The organism is Cedecea sp. FDAARGOS_727 (assembly GCF_012273235.1).
Lineage (GTDB): Bacteria > Pseudomonadota > Gammaproteobacteria > Enterobacterales > Enterobacteriaceae > Cedecea > Cedecea davisae.
The window spans coordinates 4,137,076-4,157,179 of the sequence record NZ_CP050966.1; the positions used below are offsets into that span (position 1 = coordinate 4,137,076).

General features: G+C 56.4%; 19 protein-coding genes. 15 read left to right on the top strand and 4 right to left on the bottom strand.

Annotated elements, in window-relative coordinates; translation table 11 throughout:
* Window positions 1-23 precede the first annotated feature (23 nt).
* Together tynA and paaZ are read right to left on the bottom strand one after the other, a co-directional pair.
* Complete coding sequence (gene tynA / locus FOC35_RS19410) at window positions 24-2,297, bottom strand: primary-amine oxidase (protein ID WP_172569861.1); 2,274 nt, start codon at window positions 2,295-2,297, stop codon at window positions 24-26.
* Window positions 2,298-2,858: 561 nt separating this feature from the next.
* Complete coding sequence (gene paaZ / locus FOC35_RS19415; RefSeq protein WP_172569862.1) at window positions 2,859-4,904, bottom strand: phenylacetic acid degradation bifunctional protein PaaZ; 2,046 nt, start codon at window positions 4,902-4,904, stop codon at window positions 2,859-2,861.
* A 284-nt stretch (window positions 4,905-5,188) separates the two neighbouring features.
* Here paaZ and paaA point away from each other — a divergent pair, with 284 nt between their 5' ends.
* Genes paaA through paaK form a run of 11 tightly spaced genes read left to right on the top strand, consistent with a single transcriptional unit; the run spans window position 5,189 to window position 14,702 of the window.
* Window positions 5,189-6,118 (top strand): 1,2-phenylacetyl-CoA epoxidase subunit PaaA, encoded by a 930-nt coding sequence (gene paaA, locus FOC35_RS19420; protein ID WP_172569863.1) that lies wholly within the window; start codon window positions 5,189-5,191, stop codon window positions 6,116-6,118.
* An 11-nt stretch (window positions 6,119-6,129) separates the two neighbouring features.
* On the top strand, window positions 6,130-6,417 hold the full coding sequence (gene paaB, locus FOC35_RS19425; protein WP_172569864.1) for a 1,2-phenylacetyl-CoA epoxidase subunit PaaB: 288 nt from the start codon (window positions 6,130-6,132) through the stop codon (window positions 6,415-6,417).
* 8 nt (window positions 6,418-6,425) lie between these two features.
* Window positions 6,426-7,181 carry a 1,2-phenylacetyl-CoA epoxidase subunit PaaC gene (gene paaC, locus FOC35_RS19430; protein ID WP_172569865.1) on the top strand — a complete coding sequence of 252 codons (756 nt, stop codon included), beginning with the start codon at window positions 6,426-6,428 and terminating at the stop codon, window positions 7,179-7,181.
* Window positions 7,182-7,191: 10 nt separating this feature from the next.
* Window positions 7,192-7,686 carry a 1,2-phenylacetyl-CoA epoxidase subunit PaaD gene (paaD, locus tag FOC35_RS19435; protein ID WP_172569866.1) on the top strand — a complete coding sequence of 165 codons (495 nt, stop codon included), beginning with the start codon at window positions 7,192-7,194 and terminating at the stop codon, window positions 7,684-7,686.
* Between the two features lie 7 nt (window positions 7,687-7,693).
* On the top strand, window positions 7,694-8,761 hold the full coding sequence (paaE, locus tag FOC35_RS19440) for a 1,2-phenylacetyl-CoA epoxidase subunit PaaE (protein WP_016536601.1): 1,068 nt from the start codon (window positions 7,694-7,696) through the stop codon (window positions 8,759-8,761).
* Entirely contained in the window at window positions 8,761-9,528 is a 768-nt protein-coding gene (paaF, locus tag FOC35_RS19445) for a 2,3-dehydroadipyl-CoA hydratase PaaF (protein WP_172569867.1), read from the top strand. Before paaE ends, paaF begins: the two co-directional genes overlap by 1 nt.
* On the top strand, window positions 9,528-10,316 hold the full coding sequence (paaG, locus tag FOC35_RS19450) for a 2-(1,2-epoxy-1,2-dihydrophenyl)acetyl-CoA isomerase PaaG (RefSeq protein WP_172570407.1): 789 nt from the start codon (window positions 9,528-9,530) through the stop codon (window positions 10,314-10,316). The genes paaF and paaG overlap by 1 nt, the downstream gene beginning before the upstream one ends.
* A 2-nt stretch (window positions 10,317-10,318) precedes the next feature.
* On the top strand, window positions 10,319-11,743 hold the full coding sequence (locus FOC35_RS19455; protein WP_172569868.1) for a 3-hydroxyacyl-CoA dehydrogenase: 1,425 nt from the start codon (window positions 10,319-10,321) through the stop codon (window positions 11,741-11,743).
* Complete coding sequence (paaI, locus tag FOC35_RS19460) at window positions 11,733-12,158, top strand: hydroxyphenylacetyl-CoA thioesterase PaaI (RefSeq protein WP_172569869.1); 426 nt, start codon at window positions 11,733-11,735, stop codon at window positions 12,156-12,158. The genes FOC35_RS19455 and paaI overlap by 11 nt, the downstream gene beginning before the upstream one ends.
* A complete protein-coding gene (gene pcaF / locus FOC35_RS19465) occupies window positions 12,155-13,363 on the top strand; it encodes a 3-oxoadipyl-CoA thiolase (RefSeq protein WP_172569870.1) in 1,209 nt (402 codons plus the stop codon). The genes paaI and pcaF overlap by 4 nt, the downstream gene beginning before the upstream one ends.
* 22 nt (window positions 13,364-13,385) lie before the next feature.
* On the top strand, window positions 13,386-14,702 hold the full coding sequence (paaK, locus tag FOC35_RS19470) for a phenylacetate--CoA ligase PaaK (protein WP_172569871.1): 1,317 nt from the start codon (window positions 13,386-13,388) through the stop codon (window positions 14,700-14,702).
* 43 nt (window positions 14,703-14,745) lie between these two features.
* On the opposite strand, the gene speG is transcribed toward paaK, so the two are convergent.
* Together speG and FOC35_RS19480 are read right to left on the bottom strand one after the other, a co-directional pair.
* Window positions 14,746-15,303: a spermidine N1-acetyltransferase gene (gene speG, locus FOC35_RS19475; RefSeq protein ID WP_016536594.1), complete on the bottom strand. Its 558-nt coding sequence runs from the start codon at window positions 15,301-15,303 to the stop codon at window positions 14,746-14,748.
* A 62-nt stretch (window positions 15,304-15,365) separates the two neighbouring features.
* Complete coding sequence (locus FOC35_RS19480) at window positions 15,366-15,767, bottom strand: DUF1283 domain-containing protein (RefSeq protein ID WP_016536593.1); 402 nt, start codon at window positions 15,765-15,767, stop codon at window positions 15,366-15,368.
* 112 nt (window positions 15,768-15,879) lie between these two features.
* Between FOC35_RS19480 and FOC35_RS19485 the strand changes: the two genes are divergently transcribed.
* The 4 genes from FOC35_RS19485 to FOC35_RS19500 all read left to right on the top strand — a co-directional run bounded on the left by FOC35_RS19485 (window position 15,880) and on the right by FOC35_RS19500 (window position 20,104).
* Window positions 15,880-16,206, top strand: a complete 327-nt coding sequence (locus FOC35_RS19485; RefSeq protein ID WP_172569872.1) for a YnfA family protein — start codon at window positions 15,880-15,882, stop codon at window positions 16,204-16,206.
* Between the two features lie 179 nt (window positions 16,207-16,385).
* On the top strand, window positions 16,386-17,600 hold the full coding sequence (manD, locus tag FOC35_RS19490; protein ID WP_016536591.1) for a D-mannonate dehydratase ManD: 1,215 nt from the start codon (window positions 16,386-16,388) through the stop codon (window positions 17,598-17,600).
* A 35-nt stretch (window positions 17,601-17,635) separates the two neighbouring features.
* Window positions 17,636-18,649: a Zn-dependent oxidoreductase gene (locus FOC35_RS19495; RefSeq protein ID WP_172569873.1), complete on the top strand. Its 1,014-nt coding sequence runs from the start codon at window positions 17,636-17,638 to the stop codon at window positions 18,647-18,649.
* 63 nt (window positions 18,650-18,712) lie between these two features.
* Entirely contained in the window at window positions 18,713-20,104 is a 1,392-nt protein-coding gene (locus FOC35_RS19500) for an MFS transporter (protein WP_172569874.1), read from the top strand.

The window sequence follows — 20,104 nt, forward strand, 5'->3', positions numbered from 1 at the left end:
TCGTTGCGGAGCGCCCTTATTGACTACTTCCCGGCCTTATCCGCCGACTGCACCAGGGTTGGCGTTTCGTTAAAGAAGTTCCACGGTTTCAGCAGGGCATGTACCCATTCCGTTGGCATGATTGGCCACTCTTCAGCACGCGCAATATGCGTGGTGCCTGTGGTCAGCCAGACTACGTTATCGCTGTTTTCCAGCGACTGGTTGTCTTTGGTATAGGCTCCCAGCCCGGTATCGTGGGCGGAGCGGTTAGGGTATTTGCCTTCTGAATAGCGTTCATCCGGATTATAGCGGGTCACCCACAGCTGTTTATCCATAAAACTCAGGCGGTGATAAATCCATTCGTCCGGAGCAAATTTCGCGCCGGTGGCTACCGGATGAGTGCCTCCCGCATAAGGGATCAGTTGATAAGAAACCGGGTTGCCCATGCGGTTCTCTTTATTAGGATTGCTCAACAGGCGCACGGTACCGGGGTCAAATTTCTGGGCCGCATCCTGCTCATTTTTAATCGCATATTCATCGGTCTGCATGGTGCTGGTGCGTGGCCCGCCGCTGGTATTTGGCTTCACTACCGGATCGATAGCAGTCAGGCTATTATTTTCGCCATCAATATCCAGGTCCAGGCGGAAGTTATAAATATGCTGGTGGGTGGTGCCGACGATATTGTGGTCAATCAGCGTGCCGTAGCGCGTATCTTCCTTCGCGCTGGCATCGTGCATGGTTTTAGCCTTCACGCCTTTTACCGCTTCAATGCCCGTAGCGCCCGCGTCGATACCGATGCTGCCGTTCTGGTGGAATACCCAGTCAAAGATATAGTCGTAGTTGCCGACGGTACTAATCCAGCGCAACACCAGTTCGCGGCGTTCGCTGCTGACGTTCGGCTGGCCCATTTCCTGATGCTTGTACTCCGGCCCGGCATAGCGCTCAAAAACGGCGATAGCGCGTGGTATCGTGGTTGGTTTACCTGTGTAATCGGCAATGGTTTCATCCAATAAAATCGCATTGCCCGGTGCGTCCTTACCGCGTGCTATTGGCGAGGTCAGCGTGCCCATGCCGTAATCACCTGCATCCAGATAGGCCTTGAAGTACCAGCCGATATCCGGGTCGCCATATGGCACAATCATCCCGCCCAGCGAACCTTCATACATTATTTTGCGTTTGGTGCCGTTGTCGTTATAGGTCACGGTAGAGATGATTGGCCCGACGCGGGAATTGAGGCGCAGGTGAAAATCCCAGTTTTGCCAGCGGATGGTGTCGCCGGTAATGGTGTAGTTTTTGCCCTCCGGTTCGATAATTTCCAGCGGTTTATGACTCGGGGCAGCGCGGTCGCGCCCGTCATAAGGACGCGGCGTCATCGGTACAGGGATAGTCGGGCCTTCTTCAATCTTTATGATTTTCTTCTGCTCGAGGTCTACCACGGCGACTAGATTTTCAATCGGATGCGCCCAGTAGTTGCCGTCGCCAACGTCGAGATAGCTGATGACCTTAAGCAGACGCTGATCCTGCTTCAGGCCGTCTTTACCGTCAAAATAGCCGACCGTGAGCGGGGTGGTCACCACTTTAGACGGATCGTTGATACCGCGTTTTTTCACCGCCTCGGCAAATTCTTTACTGCCGTTGATTATTGACTGTACGCTGGCAAAATCGTCCAGCAATACCATGCCGTGAGCACCCTCTATGGGCTTCCATGAATTCACTTTTCCCGCGCTTATATCCACAGTGGCCTCAATAATATGGCGACCATCGAGCATAATGACATCGGTCTCGCGGGGCTGACTAATGCTGGTGCCGTCCATCACAAACTTCCATACCTGCTCTTTAGGCGGCTCGCGCAGTGAAATCTCGGTAAAGCGGATATTGGCTTTGTACTCCGCCGCTGTTTTGATTATCTCCACCGTTTTATTAATTTCATCGGCGCTGAGGGAATTAAGCGGGTGTGGTTTTTTCTCTACGGCGAAGGTTTGATCCAGCCCGGACTGGAAAACTTCATTGATAAAGCCTTCGGAGATAAACGCCGTTTTGTCTTTAAAGATAACCGGCACTTCAAGTTTCAGCGTTTTACCGTTAACCACCGCCGTGGTGGCGTTTGGCTTCACTTTTACATAAGCGCCGTCTTTGATGAGGGTAAACATTTGCGCGTAATCGTCCCACTGGACGTCCGCGCCAAAATTAGCGAGCGTTTTCTGCATGGGCACCATATGCGCTTCGCCGCCGTGGGCGAAGGCTGGGGCGTTAACACCGGCAGAGGTCAGGAGCGCAATGGCCAGCGCCAGCGCTTTTTTTCCAGTTTTAATTGTCATCACGTTCTCACCTTCAGAGTGTGTTGTGTTGTTATCTGCGTGCTGGATAAAGAGTGTCGGATTCAACATAACAACTTCCGTCGGCGCTTCCCTTGTCGTGTCTGCCAACCGTTTTGTTGTGGTTGCCAGAATGCGGGTTTGGAGGGGGAGCTATTCGCCCGGATCTGTTCCGTTCATCCGTCCGGCGGAATCCTCTCCGGGTTGGCATTAACGGCTGTAACCAGGAGATATAACCTCTGCAAGGTTGGTTATGTTCCGTTCACCCGCACAGCGGATTATCTCTGGCACCTCCGTGCACGGTGAACGTGTCAGGGGAAATTACGCCTTTCCCCCTGGCAACCCCCGGCGCCCGGCAAACTCATCGCCGCTAAAGCGGTAAACCCCCGGCTATCACCCAAACATTCGGGGTCGTTCGCGATCCGTTCCCGACGATCGCTCTCTTTCGCTGCTCCCGGCAGCTCAACCCCGCCTGAAATGGGTCAAAGCCGGGGGCGGTGAGAGCCAGGGGAAAGGGCATCGCTGCGGGCCTGAAGCGAGGCACTTGCTGCAAGGTGAGTAAAACTACAAGGCGAAATCACCGTGTAAACGGGCCACTAAAGTAAGAATCGAATAGCGGGCGACAATCTGCTGATGCTGGTTGGTGATATCCACCGCCCATTCCACCACGCCAACCGGCTTATCTTCCGCGCTTTTCTGTGGCTTTGCCGTTTTGCGTTTGCAGGTCAGGCGCACCTGAATGGTATCGTCAATTTTGACCGGCTCGATAAAACGCAGGTTTTCCATGCCGTAGTTGGCGATAACCGGGCCTACGCCTGGGTCAACAAACAGCCCGGCCGCGGCAGAGACAACAAAGTAGCCGTGTGCCACACGCTCGCCAAAGAAAGATTCCGCCGCGCCTATCTTGTCGGTATGAGCATAGAAACGGTCGCCGCTGAGGTTTGCGAAGTTCGCAATATCGGCCTCGGTAATCGTTCGGCGTGCTGTAAGAATACTTTCGCCGAGGCGCAGTTCTTCAAAGTGCTTGCGGAATGGGTGCACCGCATCTTCCTGAACTTTAGCGCCATAGTTCCACTGCTGGCTGATGGCGGCCAGCATCGTCGGGCTGCCCTGAATTGCCGTACGCTGCATATAATGCTTCACCGCCCGCAGGCCACCTAGTTCCTCGCCGCCGCCTGCTCGCCCGGGGCCACCGTGAACTAGCATTGGCAGCGGCGAGCCGTGGCCGGTAGATTCAACCGCTGACTCCTGGTTGAGTACCTGAATTCGGCCATGAGCGCGCGCCGCGCCAAGAATAAATTCGCGGGCGATTTTCTCGTCGGCCGTAACCAGCGTTCCGGCAAGGCTACCCTGGCCTGCGCGAGCCAGCGCCATGGCGTGGTTCATATCGCGATACGGCATAACGGTTGCCACCGGGCCGAAGGCCTCAAGCTCATGTACCGCAGGCGTTTCGTCCGGCTGCTGGCAGAGCAGCAGGGTTGGCGGGAAGAATGCGCCGCGCAGCGAGGCATCAGCCTTGCCGCCGAGCACGGCTTCGCAACCGGCCTCGAGCAGCTGGTCGACTCTGCGCTGAACGTCTTCGCGCTGCTCCACGCTGACTAATGCGCCCATGCGCACGCCTTCCACTGCCGGATCGCCAGGCTGAATTTTTTCCAGTTTCGCTTTCAGAGCGCTGATCACGGCATCAAGCTGCTTGTGGGGAACGATGATGCGACGGATAGCGGTACATTTCTGGCCTGATTTGGCGGTCATTTCGCGGACTATCTCGCGAATAAACAAGGCAAATTCAGGCTGCTCCAGCGAAACATCCTCCGCAAGCACGCAGCAGTTAAGCGAGTCCGCCTCCATGGTGAACGGGATGGATCGGGCGACAATATTTGAGTGACAACGTAACTTTTGGCCGGTGCTGGCGGAGCCGGTGAAGGTCACCACATCCTGCTCGTCCAGCTGTTCGAAAAGGTTGCCAACGCCTCCGCAGATCAGGCTGATAGCGCCGTCCGGCACCAGGCCAGACTCAACAATCGACTTAACCATAGCATGAGTCAGCTGCGCGCTGGCGGTGCCGGGTTTGATGATGGCTGGCATACCCGCGAGCCACGTCGGGGCCAGTTTTTCCAACATGCCCCAGCAGGGGAAGTTAAAGGCGTTGATGTGCAGCGCCATGCCGGATTTTGAAGTCAGTACGTGGCGGGCGGCAAAGCCTCCTTGTTTTGACAGCGGAATTAACTCATCTTCCGGCCAGAGGATGTCGTCCGGCAGTTCGCGGTTGCCCATTCCCGCATAGGCAAAAAGGGTAGCAATGCCGCCTTCGATATCGACCCAGCTATCTGCTTTGGTTGCGCCGGTCTGGTAGGAAACCTCGTAAAACGCCTCTTTGTTTGCCAGCAGATGTTTGGCAACCGCCTTTAGCATCGCCGCTCGTTGAATAAAGGTCATTTCCTGAAGCGCTTTGCCGCCTTGCTCTATGGCAAAGCGGCGCGCCTGCGCCATATCCGCACCTTCGCTGGTGACCTGCCACAAAGGTTCGCCGCTAACGGCATGAAAAATAGTTCTTTCTTTACCGTGACCGGTAAACCACTGCCCGGCCAGATAACTGGTTAACTGTTGCATCACACTCTCCATGATTCGCTGCATTTAATTCATATAATGTTTGTTTTGTGAATCATAAAAATCAAGTCGTAGTTTAATAATTTATTAACAATGTGATTGTGTGTTTTATCGGTCATTAGGTTATCTCAATGATAAATAGACATTTGTAGATATTTATCGTGATAAGCCTCACAAACGTGTGGTGATGACTTTGCGATCTCCATTAACTTATCTGTAACTTTTAATCATTACGTGATTCACATTTTAACGACTTGTGGATTTAAACTGAATCATAAGGTGATGCCGTGACAGAACAACAACGCTTTGAGGAGCGGATCCGCCAGGAAACCGCTATTGAGCCTCAGGACTGGATGCCGGAGGCCTACCGTAAAACGCTGATTCGCCAGATTGGGCAGCACGCCCACTCTGAGATAGTTGGCATGCTGCCGGAGGGGAACTGGCTTACTCGCGCTCCAAGCCTGCGCCGTAAGGCGATATTGCTGGCAAAAGTGCAGGACGAGGCGGGGCACGGTCTTTATCTCTACAGCGCGGCCGAAACGCTGGGCTGTGCGCGGGAAGATCTCTACCAGAAGATGCTCGACGGCAAGATGAAGTATTCCTCAATCTTCAACTACCCGACGCTGAACTGGGCCGACATCGGCGTCATTGGCTGGCTGGTAGACGGGGCCGCCATCGTTAACCAGGTTGCGCTGTGCCGCACCTCTTATGGCCCTTACGCCAGAGCAATGGTGAAAATCTGCAAAGAAGAAAGTTTCCACCAGCGGCAGGGTTTTGAAGCCTGCGCGGTGCTGGCAAACGGCAGCCCCGAACAGCGTCAGATGTTGCAGGACGCCATCAACCGCTTCTGGTGGCCGGCGCTGATGATGTTTGGCCCGAACGACGACAACTCGCCAAACAGCGCACAAAGCCTGGCCTGGAAAATCAAACGCTTTGGCAATGACGAACTGCGCCAGCGCTTTGTGGACAACACCGTGCCGCAGGTTGAACTGCTGGGCATGACCGTACCGGACAAAGACCTGCACCTTGATGAAGAAAGCGGTCATTACCGCTTCGGCGAAATTGACTGGCAGGAATTTAATGAAGTGGTTGCCGGGCGCGGGGTCTGCAACGAAGAGCGCCTGGCCGCCAAACGTAAAGCCTGGGAAGAAGGGGCATGGGTGCGCGAAGCCGCCCTTGCGTATGCCGAAAAACAACAGGCACGCAACGCCGCCTGAAGGAGAGAAAAATGAGCAATGTCTATTGGCCGCTGTACGAAGTTTTTATCCGCAACAAAAATGGATTATCCCACCGTCACGTAGGCAGTCTGCACGCCGCCGACGATCGGATGGCGCTGGAAAACGCCCGCGACGCTTATACCCGCCGCAGCGAAGGCTGCTCTATTTGGGTCGTCAAGGCCAGCGAGATAGTGGCTTCCCAGCCGGAAGAACGCCCGGAGTTCTTCGACCCCGCGGACAGCAAAGTTTACCGCCACCCCACTTTCTACACGCTGCCTGACGGCATCGAGCATATGTGAGGCAGCCGATGACACTCGATCCCGTAGCAACATACAGCCTGCGCCTCGGCGATACCTGCCTGGTGCTGGCCCAGCGTCTCAGTGCCTGGTGCGGCCATGCCCCTGAACTGGAAATCGATCTCGCGCTGGCAAATATCGGCCTCGACCTGCTGGGACAGGCCCGCAATTTCCTGACTTATGCGGCGGAACGTGAAGGCAGCGGTCTGGATGAAGACAAGCTGGCATTCGGGCGCGATGAACGCGAATACAAAAATCTGCTGCTGGCCGAGCAGCCAAACGGCGATTTTTCCGAAACTTTAATGCGCCAGTACCTGCTGGACGCCTGGCACGTCGCACTGTTCAGTCGCCTGGTGGACAGCAAAGACCAGCAGTTGGCGGCTATCTCTGCCAAAGCGATTAAAGAGGTGCGTTACCACCTGCGTTTTAGCCGCGGCTGGCTGCTGCGCCTGGGTAACGGGACGGCGTTGTCGCAAGAAAAAATGCAAAACGCTCTTAACAAACTGTGGCGCTTTAGCGGCGAAATGTTTGTCGCCGATGAGCTGGAGATTGAGCTGGCGGAGCAGGGCATTGCGGTTGACTCGCGGGCTCTCAGAGACGAATGGCTTCTGGAGGTCGTCGCCGGGCTGAGCGAAGCCTCGTTGCAGATACCGGCAGAAGCGCCGTACCGCACCGGCGGCAAGCAGGGCCTGCACACCGAACACCTCGGCCCGCTGCTGGCAGAAATGCAATACCTCCAGCGCGCTTATCCGAATCAGCAGTGGTAAGGAGAACAGGATGCAAACCGCAACGCTTCAACCCGCAGCCGTGCGCGACGTATGGCGCCTGCTTGGTGAAATAAGCGACCCGGAAATTCCGGTGCTGACCATCACCGACCTGGGCATGGTTCGCAGCGTGGAGCACCGGCAGGACGGCTGGCACATCGGCTTTACGCCGACTTATTCAGGCTGCCCGGCGACCGAGTTTTTACTCTCTGCGATTCGCGAAACGCTGGAAGCGGCAGAGCTAAGCCCGGTGCATATCAAGCAGGTTCTGCATCCCGCCTGGACAACCGACTGGATGACGCCGGAGGCTAAATCCCGACTGCGTGCCTACGGCATCAGCCCGCCTCAGGGGCATTCGTGCCACGCAACTCTGGCGGCACAGGTGACCTGTCCGCGCTGCGGCAGCGAGCACACCTCGCTGATTAGCGAATTCGGTTCCACGGCCTGTAAAGCGCTTTACCGCTGCGACAGCTGCCGCGAACCCTTTGATTACTTTAAATGTATTTGAGGTTGCCATGACGACGTTTCATTCCCTGAAAGTGGCGCGTATTGAACCTGAAACCCCGGAAGCGGTGGCTATCACTTTTGCCGTTCCCGACGAGCTGCGCGGCCATTATCGTTTTCGTCCCGGCCAGCACCTGACGTTGAAGGCTAAGTTGGGCGGCGAAGAGCTGCGCCGCTGTTACTCTATCTGCCGTGAGGAAAAGCCGGGCGAAATTTGCGTGGCGGTAAAAGCCATTGAAGGCGGGCGCTTTTCTCAATATGCATTAAGCGACCTGGCGGCAGGTATGTCGCTGGAAGTGATGGTTCCACAGGGGACATTTGGCTACCAGCCAAACCCGCAAACCACAGGCAATTATCTGGCGCTGGCGGTTGGCTCCGGCATTACGCCGATGCTGGCCATTATCGGCTCTACGCTCGCCGCTGAACCCCAAAGCCGCATCACGCTGGTTTATGGCAACCGCAGCAGCGGCAGCATGATGTTCCGCCAGGCGCTGGCCGATCTTAAAGACCGCTACCCGCAGCGGCTACAGCTTATCTATCTGTTCAGCCAGGAAAAGCCGGAAAGTGACCTGCTCAGCGGGCGGCTGGACGGCGCGAAGCTCCGGGCGCTGGGCGACCATCTGCTGGATCTCAAAGGCTTTGATCGCACCTTTATCTGCGGCCCGCAAAGCATGATGCAGGAAGCCGAGGCCACGCTGCTGGAGCTTGGCGTAGCGCAGCAGAATATCTATATCGAACACTTCAACACGCCGGGCATCACCCCGAGTTCCCGCTCGCGGGCGCAGGCCGCAGGCAAAGTTGTCACTCTGCGCCAGGACGGAGTCGCTCGCCAGATTACGCTTACCGCCGGGGACGAAAGCATTCTTGATGCGGCGCTGCGTCAGGGGGCTGACCTGCCGTATGCCTGCAAGGGCGGCGTCTGTGCCACCTGCCGCTGCAAAGTAATAAGCGGTGAAGTGGAAATGGGCGTCAACTACAGCCTGGAGCCGGATCAGCTGGCGGCGGGCTATGTGCTGAGCTGCCAGGCGCTGCCGAAGGGTGACGATGTGGTACTTGATTTTGACGCGCAGGGGCTGTGATGAGCGAAATACTGAGCCACCAGATCGGGCGAGTTTTAACCCTGACGCTGAACCGCCCCCAGGCGCGTAATGCCCTGAATAATGGGCTGTTGACGAAGCTCGCCGAAGCGCTGGAAGCGGCGCAGCAGGAGCAAAGCATTGGCGCCGTTGTTGTTGCAGGCAATGAACGTTTTTTTGCCGCCGGGGCGGATTTAAAAGAGATGGCAAGCCGCGATATGCCCGCCACGCTCAACGACCCGCGCCCGCAGCTTTGGGCGCGCATTGAACGCTTTTCTAAACCGCTGATTACCGCCGTTAACGGCTATGCGCTCGGCGCAGGCTGCGAACTGGCATTGCTAAGCGACATTATTATTGCCGGGGATAATGCCCGCTTCGGCCTGCCGGAAATTACGCTCGGCATTATGCCGGGGGCAGGCGGTACGCAGCGGCTTATCCGCAGCGTAGGAAAAGCGCTGGCCTACCGCATGGTGTTGAGCGGCGAGCCAATTGATGCGCAGCGGGCCTTGCAGGCCGGGCTGGTTGCGGAGGTTCATCCTTCGGCGCTTACCCTCGAGTATGCGCAAAAGCTGGCCGCGCAAATTGCCCGCCACGCTCCACTTGCGCTTCAGGCGGCAAAAACGGCTCTTCGCCAGGCTCAGGAAACCGGCCTTAATCAGGGGCTGTTGCAGGAACGCCAGCTGTTTACGCTGCTCGCCGCCACCGAAGATCGCCAGGAGGGCATTGCCGCCTTCCTGGAAAAACGACCTGCCGCCTTCAAAGGACGTTAATCATGAGTTTTATTGTTAGCGATGTGCAAAACGGGGTAATGACCCTGACCCTGAACCGCCCGGAGCGCCTCAATAGTTTTAACGACGAGATGCACCGCCAGCTGGCGGAAGTTCTGACCCAAGCCGAACGCGATGAAACTATTCGCTGCCTGTTGATTACCGGCGCGGGGCGCGGGTTCTGTGCCGGGCAGGATCTTAATGACCGCAATGTTGACCCGAGCGGCGAAGTACCCGATCTCGGCTATTCGGTAGAGACTTTCTATAACCCGCTGATGCGCCGCCTGGCTAAATTGCCAAAACCGGTCATCGCCGCGGTAAACGGCGTGGCTGCCGGAGCGGGCGCTACGCTTGCGCTGGGCTGCGATATGGTTATCGCCGCACGTTCGGCAAAATTCATTATGTCTTTCAGCAAGCTGGGTCTGGTTCCCGACTGCGGCGGTACCTGGTTTTTACCCCGCCTTACGGGCCGCGCCCGGGCAATGGGCCTGGCGCTGATGGGCGATACGCTTAGCGCCGAACAGGCTCACCAGTGGGGCATGATTTGGCAGGTAGTGGACGACGAGCAACTGGGCGATACCGCGCGGCAGCTGGCGACCCATTTTGCCAGCCAGCCGACCTTCGGCCTTGGGCTTATCAAAAAAGCGCTTTATGCCTCAGAAACCAACACGCTTGATGCCCAACTGGATCTGGAACGTGATTACCAGCGCCTCGCCGGGCGCAGCGAAGATTACCGTGAAGGCGTTTCTGCGTTTCTGGCCAGGCGCCCGGCAACCTTTAAGGGGAAATGATCATGCTGACGCCTGATGCAGTTATTGCGGTGATCGGCAGCGGCACAATGGGCGCGGGTATTGCGCAGGTTGCCGCCGGTGCCGGTTATCGCGTCTGGCTCTACGACATTCAGCCCGGCGCGGCTAAACGCGCCATCGACGGTATTGCCACCGCGCTCAGCGCCCGTGTGGCAAAGGGAAAGCTTGATGAAGCCAGCAGGCTGGCGACGGTGGCCCGTCTGCATGCGGCAGAAAAGCTGGCAGACCTCGCCGATGTGGGCCTGGTCATCGAAGCCGCCGCCGAGCAAATCGATATCAAACAAGCAATTTTCCGCGATCTTGCTGCAATTTGCTCTCCGGATGCGGTTTTTGCCAGTAATACCTCATCGATTTCAATTACCGCTCTCGCCAGCGGAATTGAAAACCCTCAGCGCGTGGCCGGACTGCACTTCTTTAATCCCGCACCGGTCATGAAGCTGGTGGAAATTGTTAGCGGCCTGGAGACCTCTACTGAGGTTGCCGGGCAGTTGAGCGAGCTGGCTCTGCGCTGGGGAAAACAGCCGGTGTGCTGCCAGTCCACGCCGGGCTTCATCGTTAACCGAGTGGCTCGCCCTTATTACGCCGAAGCGTGGCGAGCCCTGGAGGAGCAGGTTGCTCCTGCGGCAGTGATTGATGCCGCTTTACGTGAGGGCGCCGGTTTCCCGATGGGGCCGCTGGCGCTGACTGACCTGATTGGTCAGGACGTAAATTTTGCCGTGACCTGCTCGGTGTTTAACGCCTTCTGGCAGGAGCGCCGATTCCTGCCGTCACTGGCTCAGCAGGAATTAGTGCTGGGCAAACGCCTCGGCAAGAAAACCGGGCAGGGCGTATACCGCTGGCCGCTGGATGTCCAGCCGGAATATCAGGCCGGGCAGCCGAACGATAACGCCGCTACGCAGGTGGTACATACGGGTAAAACGCTCGAGCTGGATGAAGTTCTGGTGGCGGTGACCAGCGGGATTACCGCAACGGCGCTGTCGGCAGAGCTAAAGCGCCCGGTGGTGCTGAGAGACAGGCTGGCCGACACCTCGCTGGAGATACTGGCGGCATCTGCATCGGTCACGTCTTTGCAGTTGGCGAAAGTTATTCATTATTTCCAGCAGCAGGGCAAGCGCGTGCTGGTGATTAAAGATTACCCCGGAATGCTGGTCTGGCGCACGGTCGCGATGCTGGCAAACGAGGCGCTGGATGCGCTGCAAAAAGGCGTCGCCAGCGAGGCGGATATCGATACCGCTATGCGCCTGGGCGTCAATTATCCGCAGGGGCCGCTCGCCTGGGGCGCAAAACTCGGCTGGCAGAACGTGCTAACGCTGCTGGAAAACCTCCAGCGCCACTACGGAGAAGAGCGTTACCGGCCAACCTCACTGTTGCGCCAGCGCGCGCTGCTGGAGAACCAACATGAGCACTAATGCATGGGCTAACGCCCGCGAAATGTACGCCCGCGACAACTGCGCAAAGCAAATGGGCATTGAAATCATCGAAATGGGCGAAGGGTTTGCGGTGCTGACCATGACGATTACCGCCGAAATGCTCAACGGGCACCAGACCTGCCACGGCGGGCAGCTTTTTACCCTCGCCGATACCGCTTTTGCCTACGCCTGCAACAGCCAGGGGCTGGCGGCGGTCGCTTCGGGCTGCAATATCGATTTCATGCGTCCGGGTAAAGAGGGTGACCGCCTGAAAGCGGTGGCTCAGGTGCGCCATCAGGGACGGCAGACCGGGGTCTACGACATCGAAATTATCAATCAGGATGAGAAAACGCTGGCGCTGTTTCGCGGGCGTGCACATCGCATCGGGACTACCGTTTCGGGAGAAAAATTATGAATCAGGCTTTTATATGCGACGGCGTTCGCACTCCGATTGGCCGATACGGCGGTGTGCTTTCCGGCGTGCGTGCGGATGATTTAGCGGCGCTTCCTCTCCGGGAATTGCTGGCCCGTTACCCGAATCTGGACTGGAGCGCGGTGGACGACGTGATTTTCGGCTGCGCCAACCAGGCCGGGGAAGATAACCGCAACGTGGCGCGCATGGCGACCTTGCTGGCGGGATTAGGCCAGAGCGTGCCGGGCACGACTATTAACCGCCTGTGCGGCTCCGGGCTGGATGCCGTGGGCTTCGCCGCTCGCGCAATAAAAGTGGGCGACGCACAGTTGATGCTGGCGGGCGGAGTGGAGTCCATGTCGCGGGCGCCGTTTGTGATGGGCAAGGCCAGCTCGCCGTTTCAGCGCCAGGCGGAGATGTTCGACACTACCATCGGCTGGCGTTTTGTGAACCCGCTCATGGCCGCGCAATTTGGTACTGACAGCATGCCGGAAACGGCAGAGAATGTAGCAGAATTGTTAAATATAAGTCGTGCCGATCAGGATGCCTTCGCCTGGCGCAGCCAGCAGCGCACCGCGCAGGCTCAGCAGAAGGGAATTCTGGCCGAAGAGATTGTTCCGGTGACCCTTAGCGGGCGCAAGGGGGCTGTAACTGAAGTGTGTGAAGACGAGCATCCGCGAGCGGAAACGACGCTGGAACAGCTGGCAGGACTGAAAACTCCGTTCCGTGCAAACGGCGTGGTAACCGCGGGTAATGCTTCCGGCGTGAACGACGGAGCTGCGGCGCTGATTATTGCCAGCGAATCCGCCGCGTTACGCCAGGGTCTGACCCCGAAAGCGCGAATTGTTGCTATGGCGACCGCAGGCGTCGAACCCCGTCTGATGGGGCTTGGCCCGGTCCCTGCGGTACGAAAAGTGTTGGAAATCGCCGGGCTCAGTATTCACGACATGGATTTAATTGAATTAAACGAAGCGTTCGCCGCGCAGGCGCTCGGCGTGCTTCGTCAACTGGGGCTCCCGGATGATGCCCCGCATGTGAATCCTAACGGAGGCGCCATCGCCTTAGGGCACCCGCTGGGGATGAGCGGAGCCAGACTGGCATTGACGGCCAGCCTGGAGCTGCACCGGCGCGGCGGGCGCTATGCCCTTTGCACCATGTGTATCGGTGTGGGTCAGGGCATTGCCCTGATCCTTGAGCGTGTGAGCTAATCAAACCTGCGAGTACCCTATAATGATAACCTCTGCAACCAAGCTGGAAACGATTGAAACCGCATCGCTGGATGAACTTCAGTCCCTGCAAACGGAGCGCATGAAGTGGACCCTGAATCACGCTTATAACAATGTCCCAATGTATAAGCGTAAATTTGACGCCGTTGGCGTTCACCCTGATGATTTTAAAGAGCTGAAAGATATTCGCCTGTTTCCGTGCACCACTAAGCAGGATCTACGCGATAACTATCCTTTTGACACCTTCGCGGTGCCGATGGAACAAGTGGTGCGTATTCACGCTTCTTCCGGCACCACCGGCAAACCCACGGTAGTGGGCTATACCCAGAACGATATCGATACCTGGGCTAACCTGGTTGCCCGTTCTCTGCGTGCCGCTGGCGGAACGCCCAAAGATAAAATCCACGTTTCCTACGGCTATGGCCTGTTTACCGGCGGGCTGGGTGCGCATTACGGCGCAGAAAGACTCGGTGCTACGGTGATCCCGATGTCCGGCGGCCAGACCGAAAAACAGGCGCAGCTGATCCGTGATTTTAAGCCGGATATGATTATGGTTACGCCATCCTGGTGCCTGAATCTGATTGAAGAGATGGAGCGCCAGATGGGCGGGGATGCCAGCGGTTGCTCTCTGCGGGTTGGTGTGTTTGGCGCGGAGCCGTGGACTAAAGCCATGCGCGCGGAAATAGAGCGTCGCCTGGGTATTACCGCCCTGGATATTTATGGCCTGTCGGAAGTGATGGGGCCAGGTGTTGCCATGGAGTGCCTCGAATCTCGCGACGGGCCGACCATCTGGGAAGATCATTTTTACCCGGAAATTGTCGATCCGCAGAGCGGCGTGCCGCTGGAAGACGGTGAGCAAGGCGAACTGCTGTTTACCACGCTCACCAAAGAAGCATTACCGGTTATTCGCTACCGCACGCGCGACCTGACGCGCTTACTGCCCGGCAGCGCGCGCACTATGCGCCGCATGGACCAAATCACCGGGCGTTCGGACGATATGCTGATTATCCGTGGGGTAAACGTCTTCCCGTCGCAGCTGGAAGAAGAGATCCTCAAATTCCAGCATCTTGCGCCGCACTATCAGCTGGAAGTGCATCGCCGCGGGCATCTCGACACCCTGGCAATCAAGGTGGAACTGAAGGAAAGCAGCCTCTACCTCAGCCATGAACAGCGCTGCGGCGTGTGCCACGAGCTGCGTCATCGCATCAAGTCGATGGTGGGGATTTCTACCGATATTACTATCGTTAACTGCGGCAGCCTGCCGCGTTCGGAAGGAAAGGCTATTCGGGTGTGTGACCTGCGCCAGGCGGCGAATCAGTAGCCGGGATTAATGCCCTCTCCCCGGGCCGGGAGAGGGTTCTGGCCTACTGTGCGGTAGGCTTCAGTAAAGTGTTTTCCGGCGTTTTTTTCGCCAAAAACTGATGCTGGAAAATGCACATGCGGATAGCGTCCCGATACTGGCCGTTAATAAAGAACTCGTGAATCAATTCGCCTTCCACAATAAAGCCTAGCTTCTTGTAGATATGCACCGCTTTTTCGTTCTCTTTATCGACAATCAAATACAGCTTATAGAGATTGAGCACGGTAAAACCGTAATCCATCGCCAGCTTGGCGGCGCGTGAGGCCAGGCCTTTGCCCTGATAATCCGGGGTAATAATTATCTGGAACTCCGCGCGGCGGTGAATATGGTCTATTTCTACCAGCTCCACCAGGCCGGCGTTCATGCCGTTGCAGTCGATAACGAAGCGGCGTTCGCTCTGGTCGTGAATGTGCTTGTCGTAAAGGTCGGAAAGCTCCACGAACGCTTCGTAAGGCTCTTCAAACCAGTAGCGCATCACGCTGGCATTGTTGTCCAGTTGGTGAACGAAGCGAAGATCTTCGCGCTCAAGCGGGCGAAGGCGAATTGTTAATTCCTGACTCATGGCTTGTCCTTGCGCAGATGGGGAAGGCTCCCGGCGGCAGGAGCCTTTAAAGACGGGTGAAATTATGGGTTAGCAATGCGGCCGGTACGGCGGTCCAGGCAGCGCATTGTGTTTGGCTCCCAGTAGACGTTGACGTTGGCGCTTTGCTGGCATTTGTCGAAGTTGTCCTGGGCGGCATCTTCTTTGTCCCAGTTTTTATCACCACGGGCAGATTCACGATCGAATACTTTTTCGTTGTGGCGGTTAATCTTCTGGCGCAGAGTGCGGGTGTCGTTCCACTGTTCTTTTTCTTCAGCGGCGCGCTGTCGGGTCAGCGAGTTTTCCTGACCGCCCACGGTGTTGCCGGAGCCTGGCTGGACGACGACAACGTTCGTATCTGCCTGCACCGGAACGGAAACCATGAGCGCTGCACCCAGCAAGGCTAACGGCATCCATGACAGAGGCTTACGAAGGATTGAGTTCATTGCAATTTCCTTTTAGGGTTAAGCAGTTTTCAGAGCGAATAATACCATTCGTCCAGGATTGCGCCTATATGCGTCAATCTTCTGCAACCATTATTACTGAATAAATCACAATATGATCAAAACGACATTGCTGTTTTTTGCCACCGCGCTTGCGGAAATTATCGGCTGTTTTCTGCCCTGGCTATGGTTGAGGCGAGGCGGTTCGGTGTTGTTACTGCTGCCTGCTGCGCTCTCTCTGGTGATTTTTGTCTGGCTGTTAACGCTGCATCCGGCGGCGAGCGGTAGGGTATATGCAGCCTACGGCGGAGTCTATGTGGTCACCGCGCTGCTCTGGCTGCGCATTGTTGATGGCGTAAAACTTAGCGTTTATGACTGGACCGGGGCGGCCATTGCCTTCTGCGGCATGCTTATTATCGTCGCCGGCTGGGGCCGGGCCTGATTCTCTTTTTTTCCCTCCAATCCTCTTCCCATTTCGGATGTATATGTTGCATTGAGTCATACATAAAGTGTGACTCATCTTCGGATATCATTATTTGCATACTTGTATGGTAGTTGTGTTGAGGGTAGTTTCTGCCTCAATAATTGTCGCCGCTGCAATCTGCCGCAAGGAATCAGGTAATGAAAATAGTGAGTGCCGAGGTGTTTGTCACCTGTCCGGGGCGTAACTTTGTCACGCTGAAAATAACCACCGATGAGGGAATAACCGGGCTGGGGGATGCCACGCTCAACGGGCGCGAACTGCCGGTCGCCTCCTATCTGCGGGATCACGTCTGCCCGCAGCTTATAGGTCGCGATGCCCAGCGCATCGAAGATATCTGGCAGTTTTTCTACAAAGGCGCCTACTGGCGGCGCGGACCGGTCACAATGTCTGCCATTTCGGCTGTGGATATGGCGCTGTGGGATATTAAAGCTAAGGCCGCCGGAATGCCGCTCTACCAGCTTTTGGGTGGGGCATCGCGCGAAGGCGTCATGGTCTATTGCCACACCACAGGGCACTCCATTGATGAAGTGCTGGAAGACTATGCCCGCCATAAAGAGATGGGTTTCAAAGCTATTCGTGTCCAGTGCGGCGTGCCGGGCATGAAAACGACTTACGGTATGGCGAAAGGCAAAGGGCAGGCATACGAGCCAGCGACCAAGGGTGACTGGCCGGAAGAGCAGCTGTGGTCCACGGAAAAATACCTCGACTTTACGCCAAAGCTGTTTGATGCGGTTCGCTCGAAGTTTGGCTTCGAGGAGCATCTGCTGCACGACATGCACCATCGGCTGACGCCGATAGAAGCCGCGCGTTTTGGCAAAAGCGTTGAGGACTACCGCCTGTTCTGGATGGAAGATCCAACGCCTGCGGAGAACCAGGAGTGCTTCCGCCTGATTCGCCAGCACACGGTGACGCCAATTGCCGTGGGAGAAGTGTTCAACAGCATCTGGGACTGCAAGCAGCTGATTGAAGAGCAGCTTATCGATTATATCCGCACCACCATTACCCACGCGGGCGGGATTACAGGCATGCGCCGTATTGCCGATTTTGCCTCATTGTACCAGGTCCGCACCGGCTCGCATGGGCCGTCCGACCTCTCGCCGGTCTGCATGGCCGCAGCGCTGCATTTTGACCTCTGGGTGCCGAATTTTGGCGTGCAGGAATATATGGGTTACTCAGAGCAGATGCTGGAAGTCTTCCCCCATAGCTGGTCGTTCGACAGCGGCTATATGCATCCCGGCAATAAGCCCGGCCTCGGCATCGAATTTGACGAAAAGCTGGCGGCTAAATATCCCTACGAACCAGCCTATCTTCCGGTGGCTCGCCTGGAAGACGGCACGCTCTGGAACTGGTGATCGAGCCTTTATCGAAACTGGATGGAGTAAAAATAATGCAATCTATTACCGTCAGAACCCCGAATGATTTAGTTATCGAAGAGCGCGAAGACCCGCACCCGGAGGCGGGCGAGGTGCGAATGCGTGTTGCCAGTGCGGGAATTTGCGGCTCGGACCTGCACATCTGGCGCGGGCATAATCCTTTTGCTAAATACCCACGCGTGATCGGACATGAATTCTTTGGCCACGTTGATGCCGTTGGCGAGGGCGTTGACACAAACCTGCTCGGGGCGCGAGTGGCGGGGGACCCGGTAGTAAGCTGCGGGCGCTGCTATCCTTGCTCCGTCGGGCGGCCTAACGTCTGCGAAGAACTCCAGGTTATCGGCGTGCACCGCGACGGCGGCTTCAGCGAATACGTGACGCTCCCCGCTAAAAATGTCCACATTGTGCCGGATGCAATCTCCGACGATGAAGCGACGATGATTGAGCCTTTTACCATCGCCGCCAATCTTTGCAGCCAGCTGACTCCCGGCAAGCTGGATACCGCCCTGGTATACGGCGCAGGGCCGATGGGGCTGACCTGTATTCAGGCGCTGCGCGGAGTGTATGGCGTAAAAGAGGTGATTGCCGTCGACCGCATTGAGGAACGCCTGCAAATGGCAAAAACCTGCGGCGCGGATCGCGTTATCAATAACGCAGGGCTGGATCTGGTTGAAGAGCTCACCGTGCTTGGCATCCTCCCGACGGTTATTATCGATGCAGCCTGCCATCCTTCCATTCTGCCGGAGGCGATTCGCCTCGCATCCCCTGCGGCGCGTATCGGCATTATGGGTTTTTCCTCCGAACCCTGCGTCATTAGCCAGCAGGGCATTACCAGCAAAGAGCTAACTATCTATAGCTCCCGTCTCAACAGTAATCGCTTTTCTCAGGTCATCAGCTGGATGCTGGCCGGGCTTATTCAGCCTAAAAAACTAATCACTCATCATTTTAATTATGTTCAGATTATTGAGGCGATGGAAACCTTCGAAAAAGACCAGCAGCACTGCTGTAAGGTCTTATTGAATTTCTGAGCCACAGCTGCTGTTTCTGAATATTTTCTGTACCTACAACAATAAATTTCAGAGATCAGAACTATGACGACAACCCTATTAAATCCGCAACAGCCGGAAAGAAGCACTTCAGACTTGATAAAGGCCGCCGTTTCAGGCTGGCTGGGCACCGCGCTGGAATTCATGGACTTCCAGCTTTACTCTCTTGGCGCAGCGCTGGTGTTTCACGAAATATTTTTTCCGGAGCAGTCTGCTTCCATGGCATTAATTCTGGCAATGGGAACCTACGGTGCAGGTTATATTGCCAGGATAGTCGGGGCTTTTATTTTTGGCCGTATGGGTGACACCATCGGGCGTAAAAAAGTCCTGTTTATTACCATCACTATGATGGGGATTTGTACCACGCTGATTGGCGTATTACCGACGTATGCACAAATCGGGATTTTTGCACCGCTGCTGCTGGTTGCCCTGCGTATTATCCAGGGCTTGGGGGCGGGAGCCGAGATTTCCGGAGCGGGAACAATGCTGGCGGAATATGCGCCAAAGGGTAGGCGCGGCATTATTTCTTCCCTGGTCGCTATGGGCACCAACTGCGGTACGTTATCGGCTACGGCAATCTGGGCGGTGATGTTCTTTGTGTTGGATAAAGAACAGCTGCTGGCGTGGGGCTGGCGCGTGCCGTTCCTCGCAAGCGCGGTGGTGATGATATTTGCGATCTGGCTGCGGCTTAACCTGAAAGAAAGCCCGGTGTTTGAGAAAGTCAGCGAGGAGGAGGCAACGGCTGGCGTAAAAGAGCGCGGCGACACCCATTCGCTTAGCGCTATGTTCACCAGCAAGTCCTTCTGGCTGGCAACCGGCCTGCGGTTTGGTCAGGCGGGTAATTCAGGCCTGATCCAGACTTTCCTTGCGGGCTACCTTGTACAGACCCTGCTGTTTGATAAAAGCATTCCGACCGATGCCTTAATGATCAGCTCGGCTATCGGATTCATCACTATTCCGCTTCTTGGATGGCTGTCCGACAAAGTGGGCCGCCGCGTACCTTATATCATCATCAATATTTCGGCGATTATTCTCGCCTGGCCAATGCTCTCGATGATTGTTGATAGCAGCAAGGGGGTAAGCGTGATTATGGCCTCCATTATCATCATTCATAACGTTGCTGTCCTGGGGCTGTTTGCGCTGGAGAACATCACGATGGCGGAAATGTTCGGCTCGCGTAATCGCTTTACCCGCATGGCTATCTCCAAGGAAGTGGGCGGGCTGGTGGCCGTTGGTTTCGGGCCGGTGCTGGCCGGTATTTTCGTTAATATGACGGATTCCTGGTGGCCCGTTGTGGTGATGCTGGTTTGTTACTCGATTATTGGGCTGCTTTCCGCGCTGTTGATGCCGGAGGTCAGGGATCGTGACCTTAGTATTGAGGAAGACGCCGCCGAACCCAAAGCCACGCCAGCGCTTGATCAAGCACGTAGTTACTGA

Coding starts and splice junctions, on each gene's coding strand:
- paaB (WP_172569864.1), top strand. CDS start 6,130: ATGAGCAATGTCTATTGGCCGCTGTACGAAGTTTTTATCCGCAACAAA.
- FOC35_RS19485 (WP_172569872.1), top strand. CDS start 15,880: ATGATCAAAACGACATTGCTGTTTTTTGCCACCGCGCTTGCGGAAATT.
- FOC35_RS19500 (WP_172569874.1), top strand. CDS start 18,713: ATGACGACAACCCTATTAAATCCGCAACAGCCGGAAAGAAGCACTTCA.
- paaZ (WP_172569862.1), bottom strand. CDS start 4,904: ATGCAACAGTTAACCAGTTATCTGGCCGGGCAGTGGTTTACCGGTCAC.
- FOC35_RS19495 (WP_172569873.1), top strand. CDS start 17,636: ATGCAATCTATTACCGTCAGAACCCCGAATGATTTAGTTATCGAAGAG.
- paaE (WP_016536601.1), top strand. CDS start 7,694: ATGACGACGTTTCATTCCCTGAAAGTGGCGCGTATTGAACCTGAAACC.
- manD (WP_016536591.1), top strand. CDS start 16,386: ATGAAAATAGTGAGTGCCGAGGTGTTTGTCACCTGTCCGGGGCGTAAC.
- paaD (WP_172569866.1), top strand. CDS start 7,192: ATGCAAACCGCAACGCTTCAACCCGCAGCCGTGCGCGACGTATGGCGC.
- paaK (WP_172569871.1), top strand. CDS start 13,386: ATGATAACCTCTGCAACCAAGCTGGAAACGATTGAAACCGCATCGCTG.
- paaI (WP_172569869.1), top strand. CDS start 11,733: ATGAGCACTAATGCATGGGCTAACGCCCGCGAAATGTACGCCCGCGAC.
- tynA (WP_172569861.1), bottom strand. CDS start 2,297: ATGACAATTAAAACTGGAAAAAAAGCGCTGGCGCTGGCCATTGCGCTC.
- FOC35_RS19455 (WP_172569868.1), top strand. CDS start 10,319: ATGCTGACGCCTGATGCAGTTATTGCGGTGATCGGCAGCGGCACAATG.
- FOC35_RS19480 (WP_016536593.1), bottom strand. CDS start 15,767: ATGAACTCAATCCTTCGTAAGCCTCTGTCATGGATGCCGTTAGCCTTG.
- paaF (WP_172569867.1), top strand. CDS start 8,761: ATGAGCGAAATACTGAGCCACCAGATCGGGCGAGTTTTAACCCTGACG.
- speG (WP_016536594.1), bottom strand. CDS start 15,303: ATGAGTCAGGAATTAACAATTCGCCTTCGCCCGCTTGAGCGCGAAGAT.
- pcaF (WP_172569870.1), top strand. CDS start 12,155: ATGAATCAGGCTTTTATATGCGACGGCGTTCGCACTCCGATTGGCCGA.
- paaC (WP_172569865.1), top strand. CDS start 6,426: ATGACACTCGATCCCGTAGCAACATACAGCCTGCGCCTCGGCGATACC.